Raw genomic sequence first — 8372 nt, 5'->3', positions numbered from 1 at the left:
TGGATCAGCGCTTCCTTGTCGAGCGACTCAAGAGCCTCGCGAGTCATCCCATCCTTGAATCAGGACCCGCAGGCTCTGTCAAAGATCGTCTCCGGACGCGCCCGCAGCGATACCCGTGAGCAATTGCAGTCGATGAAGGTCAGGAGACCCGCAGGTGTGGTCGGCAGCACTGTCAGAAGGCCCCACGCCGCCCTGCCCGCAGCGGCTTCCAACGGCAGGCAGGGAAGCTCCGCCACACCGGCATCCTCGAATGCGGCTTGAGCATGCCGATGCGCTTCGATCGCGGCGAAGATCGGATCAATCTCGACGGTCATGCATCATGCATTAAAGAAGTTGTAATGCCGTGAAATACGGAGGACTATGTATATACAATTCATTTTAAGAAACAACGACTTATCTGAGTTTTCTTTTTAAATGTAGGTTCACTTTCGTACACAATTTAACCCGATCTGCCTTTCATGTCCTTTCCGCACCGAAACGCCCGTAGATTACGAACCTTCAATTTCGTGTGCTTGGGGAAGGTGGAGCCTCAGGCAAGCCGCGATCTGCAGACGCTTTCACGGACTGATTCTTCTTGCGCGTGAATTCGCAAGGGTTAGCGTTTGCAGAAGATATGTCTGAATCTCACACGCCAGTCGCCTACGGTTACGCCCGCGTCAGCACGGTCGGGCAGACGCTCGACGCCCAGCTCGACCAGCTGCGTGCGGCGGGGTGCAGCAAGGTGTTCCGGGAGAAGGTCAGCGGCGCCCGACCTGACCGCAAGGAGCTGGGACACCTGCTCGCCGTGCTCCGGCCGGGTGACGGGGTGGTGGTGACCCGCATAGACCGCCTCGCCCGCTCCACCTTCGACCTGTTCGGCATCGTGAAGAGGATCGTGGACACCGGGGCGCAGTTCCGCTCGCTGGCCGAACCGTGGGCCGACACCGCCACCAGCACGGGGCGGCTGATGATCGCCGTGCTGGGGGGACTCGCCGACGTCGAGCGTGACCTCATCCGCACCCGCACGGCCGAGGGCCGCGAGCGCGCCAAGGCGCGCGGCCAGCATATGGGACGCCGCCCTTCCCTCACCCCTCAACAGCGTGAGGAAGTCCGCCAGCGCCTGGTCGAGGGCGCCACCCTTGCCGATCTGGCCCGCACCTACAATGTCAGCCGGGCTACCATATCGAGGTTGCGGCCATGAGCGCTCCCGTCGTTCTCCACCGCGTGGACCCGAGCCGGAACATGGCCCGGTTCTATCTGATGGACGTGCAGCCCGACCTGTTCGGCGGCTGGAGCTTCATCCGTGAGTGGGGGCGCATCGGCCGGGGCGGCACCCTGCGCGCCCTCCCCTGCCCGACCCAAGAAGCGGCGCAGGCCGCGCTGGAGCAGCAGCGGCAGGCGAAAGAACGGCGGGGATATGCTCCGCCCATCCGGGAGTGATCCAAAGCAAGGCTGGGATACCAGGAACCTTCCGGTTGGGGTGCCCGTTCACCTCCCGCACGGCCGTTTGGCCGGTGGAGAGGTTCCATGTATCACCACGTCAAAAAGCTGATGTACACGGTCCGGGTCGACGAGCCCGATCCCCGCTTCGGCAACATGCTGCTGGAGCAATTCGGCGGAGCCAACGGCGAGCTTGCAGCCGCCATGCAGTACTCGATCCAGGGGCTCAACTGCGAAGACCCCGCCCGCAAAGACCTTCTGATGGACATCGGAACGGAAGAGTTGAGCCACCTCGAAGTGGTCGGCACTCTGGCGCGGCTCCATCTCAAACCCCTGAAATTCGGGCGGGAAGCTGCGGAGGCCGATCCGCTGATCGCCATTGCCGGTGGTGGAGGTGTCAACCTCTTCAATTCCCAGGGCAATCCCTGGACCGCAGACTATCTGAAGATCACCGGCGAACTCGACGTCGATTTGCGCAGCAACATCGCCGCCGAGGCGCGGGCCAAGATCGTCTATGAGCGCCTGATCGATTTTTGCGACGACGCTGGCACCAAGGATGCCCTCCAGTTCCTGATGACCCGCGAAATCACCCACATGAAGTCCTTCGCGGCGGCGCTGGACAGCATGGGCAAGCCGCGTTTCTCCATCGGCCGGATCGCGCCGACCGAGAAACTCGTCGACCAGTACTTCAACGACTCGACAGGCAAAGGGGACCACGGCGAGATCGACACCCGTGGTCCCTGGAACGAAGGAGACGCCTGGGAGGTCGTGGAGGCTCCTGCCTTCCAGGACATGAGGCAGGATCTGTCCGGGGCCGAATCCCCGGCTATCCATCCGGAGAGTTCCTACGGAACTGATCCGGAGGGCCTGCAGGAGGTTCTGCTCGATCAGCTCCACGATCTCCTCCACGCCGAAAAGCAGCTCCTCAAGGCCTTGCCCAAGATGGTGAAGGCCGCCCGGACGACGCGCCTTCAGGAGCTGTTCCAGCTGCACCTGCAGGAAACCGAGCTGCAGGTGGACCGCCTGACGGAGTGCTTCCGGCTCCTCGAAGCGCCTGCGCGGGCAAAGCCCTGCAAGGGGATGATGGGGCTCCTCGAAGAGGGCCAGGAAGTCATCAAGGAGGGCGCGAAGAAGGAGGATGTGCCCTCGGACCTCGCGCTCATCGGCGCCGCCCAGAAGGTGGAGCACTACGAGATCTCGGGTTACATCTGTGCGCGCAATCTCGCCCAGCAGCTCCACATGTCGGCGATCTCCCAGCTTCTCGGGCTTTCGCTGGCGGAGGAGCAGAACGCCGACCAGTTGCTGGATCAGGTGAGCCGCACCCTGATGTCCGTCCCGGCCATGCCCGCTCCGATCGAATAGCCAGTCCGCAAGGGCAGCACGACAGGGCGGCATCTCTCGCGGGAACCCTCATGCAAGCAGATGCCGCCCCTTCTCCGAAGTTCACCTGTCCGCGCTGCCGGTCCCAGTACCGGGTGAGTGTTCACTTCCAGGCAGAAGGAACACCGGGTGCGGCCACATGCGAGGTGTGTGGCGCCATCATGAGCACCTGGTGCGCGTCCGTCCTGCCCGTCTACACGCTGGTCGAATCCTCCGGGAGCAATGAAGACCCGTCTGCGAACGGTCCGCCTCAAGGCCGGTAAGAACGAAGGCAGCAGCAGGGCGGCCTTCGGAACCGGTGCCCCCGCCAACCATTGGCTGTAAGCAACATCCCGCACTCTCTGGAGATCGCTATGACCAATGCAGACATGGATAATCCCGCCCCTTCCCGCGATTATCACAACTACATTCTGCTTGCCGCAGGCCTGCTGTTCGCTCTCTTCGTCTTGTGGGACCGTACCGGCCCGGAGGATGCCTCTCAGGCGGCCCCCCTCAGCTCGTATGTCGGAACGGCGTCGCAGCGGGTGGAGGCACCCGCTCCCTCACAGGCCGCGTCCGCTCCCGTCTCCACCCCGGAGTTCATCCGTAAGGTCGCGCTGAGCGATATGTTCGAGATCCAGTCGAGCCGGCTTGCTCGCGGCAAGACCGATCCCGGCGCGCTGGACTACGCCGACCAGATGATCCTGGCTCATCAGAAGACCTCGGCCGAGTTGAAAGGCCTGATCGAAGGCGGCAAGGTGCGCGGCGAGATTCCGCAGGCGCTCGACGACGCACACAAGCAGAAGCTCGCGCGGCTCACCTCACTGGACGGCCAAGCATTCAGGGACGCCTACATCACGATGCAGCGGGAGGCTCACCAGGACGCCGTCTCCCTGTTTTCGGCTTACGCCCGGAACGGCGACAACGCCGACCTCAAGAACTGGGCCACCACCACTCTGGGCGAGCTGAACCACCACCTGGAGATGGCGAGGTCCCTGAAATAAGAGCTACTCCAGAGCCAGGGGAAGCCGTCCTGCCACGCTTCGGCAGACCGGCCCCTCGGTCGAGGAGTGCGCTTGTCGTTGCCCCGGAAACCATGGTGTCGGGGCAGAAAAAGAGAAGGCGGGCGCCGCTTGGTCCACGGCTGCCCGCCCCGGGCACTCCTCGCAAGCCGATCTGTCCCTCACATCGGCGTACTTGGAGTGCCGCCCTCCTTTAACCGGATATTGCGAGATGCCGCACTGTTCTCGCGGCCACGGCCCGCAACTGCTCGCGGTCTGCATGACCCAAGGCAGCGAACTTCAAAAGCGCCGAAGCCAGCACGATTTTCTGATGCGGCGAGGCCAACCGGGATGGCAGCCCGGCGGCGGCCTCCTCGAAAACTTCCCGTGCCAGACGGCAGGATTCACGATCCAGTGCGCACATCGCCACCCCACGATTCTTGGGAAAGCAGGCCACCTGTCAGCCGGACACAAGCACTCATCGCAGCGCACCATCAATACGGACAATTACAGTAATTGATGCTTCAAATACTACGTCAGCACGCGATCTCAGCAAGATTTACAATGAAAGTATTATAGCACCCAAGCATTCTGCCTCCCCCCTCCCGGAGCGGCAACCTGCCGGCGATGCCGAACGCTTTGTCTGCTCTGTCGTTATCAACGCAGGGTGGCACTTGCACCATCCCGGATTGCTGCATCGAAGACCTGACCCCTTTATCAACGGAGATCAGTATGGGTATTGCCCATAATGGAAACGAGCGTCCCGAACGGGACTATCACAACTACATTCTCATCGCAGCAGGGCTCGCGTTCCTGCTGTTCGCCCTGTGGGACCGGGGGCCCGAGCATGAAACCACTGGCTCGGCGAGTTCTCTCGGCTCGGTAATCGGTACGGCATCGCAGCGGGCGCCGGCACAGCCGACCGCTGCTCCCTCTCCGGCCAGGTGACCTCCTGAAACGCCTGGCTGAGTGACGCGCGTTGCAGGCACACCGTTCGCTCCGCACATCAACCAGCCATTAACTCTTTCGGAAGCATCATCAGATCGTCAGGGTGACCTGGCTTTGGGGTGAGCAGGCATTTCAGCGCGTACATGCCCCGCCGGGCGATGACGACGTCCGGCGGGGTTTTTTGCGTTCGCAGCAATGCTGGACGTCGCGTACCGGCAGACGAGTGTCGTAGCAAAAAGGCCGCCGGCAATGCCGACGGCCCGAGTTTAGGGAGGAAGAGCCCAGGAAGGGCCTCGCGGGCCATCGGCCAGCGATGTTCCATTTTACCGTTGCTGCACCGCAGCACAATTACGGGCCACTCCCTAGACTAGTCCAGAAGCCGACTTGCAACTTATGCAATTTTAAATTGATCTGTCCGATCCCTGCCAGACCTGCTAAACCGCAGGAGTGGTGCATGAACTACGCCGATTGCCGCAATGCAGCGCCCGGATCATCGACGAAGATGGAGTTCTTCGCTTTGAGAACGTGGATCGCTGCGCCGACCTGAAGGGGACGAAGTACCTGGACTCTCAGAATGTCCAGGATTTCGGAATCCGCTATTGCCCGAGCCTGTCCGATTCAGCCGCCCAGAACTGGAGTCTCCTTCCGTCCGGCAGCCGCCGGGCGCGGTTGCCCTGGTAGGGCGTGCGCTTCGCCAGGCCGAAGGCCGTGTTGTCGCCGGGCAGCAGCCCCGGCTTGCCGACCTTCTCGGCCCACCAGCGCAGCCAGCCGAGCCGGTTGCGGATGGTGGCGTCGCCGATGCCGCCGGCGCGCCAGTGCGCCACCAGCGCGTCCAGATGCTTGGGCGCCAGGTTCTTCGCCCCCTTCAGCTTGAAGCCGAGCGCGTGCAGCTCGTCGGCCAGCTGCTGGAGCCCCCGCGCGCGGCAGGCACGCGTGGCAAACGACCCGTCCCCGTTGTGGCGGGTCAGGTTCAGCAGCGCATAGTTCAGTTCCTTCATCTCCGTTCGTTTCATCGGTCAATGTTGATGGCCAAACGGTTCCCGCTGTGCGCGGGGTTGCCGCTGGAGCCCGAGGGCTCCCGAGGGCCGGTTACTCATCACCCGTCGGTCATTTTCTCCGGTTCAAGTGCCTCCAATCGGTTGGTGGATTCCTCGACCGGCCGTCTGTCGTTCGGCCGGGCGCGTGTTCCGCCGGTTTGGCCGCCTCTAGAGCGGAATCCGATCAGGCTGCATCGTAACCCGCGTTGGCGAAGTAGTTTGCGCATTCATTGGGTGTGAAGGTGCGGACGAGGCCGCCGATTGCGGTCCAGAGGCCGTCGACGGTTCGCTCGGCGGCCTTGCGGAGATGGGCCTTCAATTTGGAGAAGGCGTTTTCGATCGGATTGAAGTCGGGGCTGTAGGGCGGCAGGTAGAGAAGGCTCGCACCGACCGCCTCGATCATGGCGCGGACCGCGGCGCCCTTGTGGCTCGAGAGATTGTCCATGATGACGACGTCACCGGGCCTGAGCGCCGGAACGAGAACGCACGCGACATAGGTGTCGAAGGCATCGCGGTTGATCGCGCCGTCGAGGACGAACGGAGCGATCATGCCTCGGCAGGTGAGCCCGGCCACGAACGTGGTCGTCTTCCAGTGTCCATGCGGAATACCGACCCGCAGGCGCTCGCCTCGCGGCGCCCGGCCGTAGCGCCGGGCCATGTTGGTCGAGGCCCACGTCTCGTCGATGAACACCAGCCGCTCGGGGTCGAGGTCGAGCTGGCCGTCGAACCAGGCCTGCCGGCGCCTCACGATATCGGGACGATCCTGCTCGCTGGCATGCCCGGTCTTTTTTTGCGCGTGATCCGGTGACGATCGAAGAATCTTTGGATCGTGCCGAAGCCGAACGTGTGCCCCTGGCTCGCGAGGCTCCGACGAAGCTCCTCGATGGTGATGTCGGGCGTCTCGGCGAGCGCGCCCAGGATCAGGTTCTTGCAGGCCTCGATCCGGCCAGACCGGCGATCGCCCCCGAGCGCCTTGGGTCGGGCGTCTCCTTGGATTTCGACTCGCCGTCTCCACCTGCTGACGCTCGCCGCACTGACGCCGAACCGCTCACCGGCCTGCCGGTGTGACATCCCATCGGCCACCGCCTTCAGAACCCGCGTTCGCAGATCGAGAGAAAGGGCTCGTGACATGCCTGCCGGCCTCCGTTCCCGGCAGACAGCTTGAATCATCTTCGAGCCGATTTGGGAATCCCGCGGGATTCACTCAGATCGGGAACCGCTCTAGCTGCCGGCGATGGCGAACGCTTTGTCTGCTCCGTAGTTGTTAATGCAGGGTGGCGCCTGTCATGAGACCTGTGCGCGGATAGCTCTGGACGACGCACCGAATCTCTGACTCGCTGATCGGCAGAGCGGGTCGGGAGTGGGCGATGTCACGGCGGCGGATCGGTCAGGAGACGCTTCAACTCGGTTCTGGACCAAGTCGCGGCCGGTCGTCACTCGACGCGCTGGCGGCGCTTATCGACTGGGTTCCAATCGCGCGAGACCTCGACGTGATCTCGTGCGCAGCAAAGGGAGAGCCGGCGTGGCCGCCGCTGGCCCTGTTCAAGGCGCTGCTGATCGCGGTCTGGTACGACTTGTCCGACATCAAGCTCGCCGAGGCCCTGGACGATCGCGCCTCGTTCCGGCGCTTCTGTGGGTTTTCGGCCAGTGAGCCCACACCGGAGCGAACCGCCTTCGTCCGGTTCCGCAAGGCGCTCGCGACACATGGTCTGGAGCGAACGCTGTTCGCGACGATCACGGATCAACTCGCCGCGAAGACGATCACGGTGAAGACCGGGACGCTGGTCGATGCGACCATCATCGAGTCGGCGAGCAAACAAGACGGCGAGGCGCGATGGGTCGGGCGCCGCGGCAAGCCGGCCGTGCACGGGTTCAAGGCGCATGTCGGGGCCGATGCGGACACCAGTCTCGTCGAACAGATCGCCGTGACCTCGGCCAATGTCGCCGACAGCAAAGCCGGTCCCGCGGCCGTGCCGGACGATCCAGGTGAGGTCTTCGCCGACAGTGCCTACAGAGGACGCCACTTCGGTGACGCCGTTCGCGCCAAGGGCGGCACGCCACGGATCGCTGCGACCAGCATGTGGGGTCGCGACGAGGCCGAGACTCTCGCCCGGCTCGACGCCTGGAACCGGCCGATCCACCGGATCAGGCAAAGGATCGAGAAGATCTTCGGGACGTGGAAGCGCAGCTATGGACTGCGTCGCATGCGATGGCGCGGAATGGCCAAGGCGACGCTCCAAATCCACCTCACCGCCATCGCCTACAATCTGAAACGGGCGATGGCCATCACGACCGCCGCCTGACCCAATCGGGCGGACGTGACACCGCCACGGCGGCGATGTCGATGTGGATCGTAATGGCCATCCGAGCCGAACCAGCGAGCTTGAACGCCACCACGCCCGCCGATCCGCCTCATCTCTGCGGTCGATAGCGAAAACCGCGAAAATCAGTCGATTTCGCAACCCGCGCACAGGTCTCGTCATACCAACGGCCCTCATGATTGACCGATGTGCGCCCATGCGCGGCGTCCGATCGAGGTGATCGTGTTCGGCTGTGCGACGAGGCGTCGCCAAGCGTCGCAGGCGGCGTCGACGATGTCGTCGTAGGT

9 protein-coding genes are annotated in these 8372 nt (G+C 63.5%); 6 read left to right on the top strand and 3 right to left on the bottom strand.

Features of this window, described 5'->3' with window-relative positions:
- Positions 1-59: 59 nt before the first annotated feature.
- Complete coding sequence (locus tag CCR97_RS18380; RefSeq protein ID WP_146618883.1) at positions 60-314, bottom strand: hypothetical protein; 255 nt, start codon at positions 312-314, stop codon at positions 60-62.
- A 266-nt stretch (positions 315-580) separates the two neighbouring features.
- Here CCR97_RS18380 and CCR97_RS18375 point away from each other — a divergent pair, with 266 nt between their 5' ends.
- The 5 genes from CCR97_RS18375 (at position 581) to CCR97_RS18355 (ending at position 4727) form a co-directional block, all read left to right on the top strand.
- A complete protein-coding gene (locus CCR97_RS18375) occupies positions 581-1180 on the top strand; it encodes a recombinase family protein (protein ID WP_338049103.1) in 600 nt (199 codons plus the stop codon).
- Positions 1181-1221: 41 nt separating this feature from the next.
- A complete protein-coding gene (locus CCR97_RS18370) occupies positions 1222-1419 on the top strand; it encodes a WGR domain-containing protein (RefSeq protein ID WP_244670544.1) in 198 nt (65 codons plus the stop codon).
- Between the two features lie 87 nt (positions 1420-1506).
- The gene (locus CCR97_RS18365; protein ID WP_111359489.1) at positions 1507-2781 is read left to right on the top strand and encodes a DUF892 family protein; all 1275 of its coding nucleotides are present in this window, start codon (positions 1507-1509) and stop codon (positions 2779-2781) included.
- Between the two features lie 371 nt (positions 2782-3152).
- Positions 3153-3782: a DUF4142 domain-containing protein gene (locus tag CCR97_RS18360; RefSeq protein ID WP_244670543.1), complete on the top strand. Its 630-nt coding sequence runs from the start codon at positions 3153-3155 to the stop codon at positions 3780-3782.
- Positions 3783-4511: 729 nt separating this feature from the next.
- Positions 4512-4727 (top strand): hypothetical protein, encoded by a 216-nt coding sequence (locus CCR97_RS18355; RefSeq protein WP_146618882.1) that lies wholly within the window; start codon positions 4512-4514, stop codon positions 4725-4727.
- A gap of 596 nt (positions 4728-5323) precedes the next feature.
- Here the strand turns inward: CCR97_RS18355 and CCR97_RS18350 are convergent.
- Both CCR97_RS18350 and CCR97_RS18345 read right to left on the bottom strand, forming a co-directional pair.
- Positions 5324-5725: a phage integrase N-terminal domain-containing protein gene (locus CCR97_RS18350; RefSeq protein WP_201159747.1), complete on the bottom strand. Its 402-nt coding sequence runs from the start codon at positions 5723-5725 to the stop codon at positions 5324-5326.
- A 223-nt stretch (positions 5726-5948) separates the two neighbouring features.
- Positions 5949-6895, bottom strand: a protein-coding gene (locus CCR97_RS18345) for an IS630 family transposase (RefSeq protein WP_111360398.1) whose coding sequence is annotated in 2 segments (ribosomal slippage) — positions 5949-6547 and positions 6547-6895 — 948 coding nt in all. Because the reading frame shifts where the segments join, the coding sequence is not laid out codon by codon here.
- Between the two features lie 236 nt (positions 6896-7131).
- Between CCR97_RS18345 and CCR97_RS18340 the strand changes: the two genes are divergently transcribed.
- On the top strand, positions 7132-8067 hold the full coding sequence (locus tag CCR97_RS18340) for an IS5 family transposase (protein WP_201159746.1): 936 nt from the start codon (positions 7132-7134) through the stop codon (positions 8065-8067).
- The last annotated feature ends 305 nt before the right edge of the window (positions 8068-8372 follow it).

It is taken from the genome of Rhodoplanes elegans, from assembly GCF_016653355.1.
Taxonomy (GTDB): domain Bacteria; phylum Pseudomonadota; class Alphaproteobacteria; order Rhizobiales; family Xanthobacteraceae; genus Rhodoplanes; species Rhodoplanes elegans.
The sequence above is the reverse complement of the archived record's forward strand: the minus strand, read 5'-3'. Positions and strand labels throughout refer to the sequence as shown.